Source organism: Deltaproteobacteria bacterium (assembly GCA_011773515.1).
GTDB lineage: Bacteria > Desulfobacterota > Deferrimicrobia > J040 > J040 > WVXK01.
The window spans coordinates 4520-5004 of sequence record WVXK01000061.1; the positions used below are offsets into that span (position 1 = coordinate 4520).

A 485-nucleotide genomic window follows, 5' to 3' on the forward strand; every position below is an offset into this window, starting at 1 on the left:
GTATCGGTGGCCTACGTCTACAGCCTCATCGCTATCCTGTTTCCCCGGATATTCCCCGAAGCCATGCGGGATGCCGGCGGCAGCGTGGGTGTCTATTTCGAGGCCTCGGCAGTGATCGTAACCCTGATTCTGCTCGGGCAGGTGATGGAGCTGAAAGCAAGAAGCCAGACCGGCGCTGCCATCAGGGCCCTGCTGGGTCTTGCGCCCAAAACGGCGCGCAAGATCACCGATGATGGAAGCGAGATCGACATCGCCCTGGAACAGGTGCAGAAGGGTGACCGGCTCCGGATCAGACCGGGCGAGAAGATACCGGTGGATGGCGTCGTCCTGGAAGGAAACAGCACGGTCGATGATTCCATGATTTCAGGGGAGCCGATCCCGGTGGAAAAGCAAACCGGGGATAGGGTTATCGGCGCCACGGTAAACGGCAGGGGCAGTATCGTCATGCGGGCCGAAAAGGTCGGCAGTGAGACCCTGCTCGCCCA

At 60.8% G+C, this 485-nt stretch carries 1 pseudogene (cut by a window edge); it reads left to right on the forward strand.

Annotation, left to right across the window (positions count from 1 at the left end):
• A pseudogene (locus GTN70_06765) lies at positions 1–485 on the forward strand (YHS domain-containing protein); it begins 673 nt to the left of the window's first position.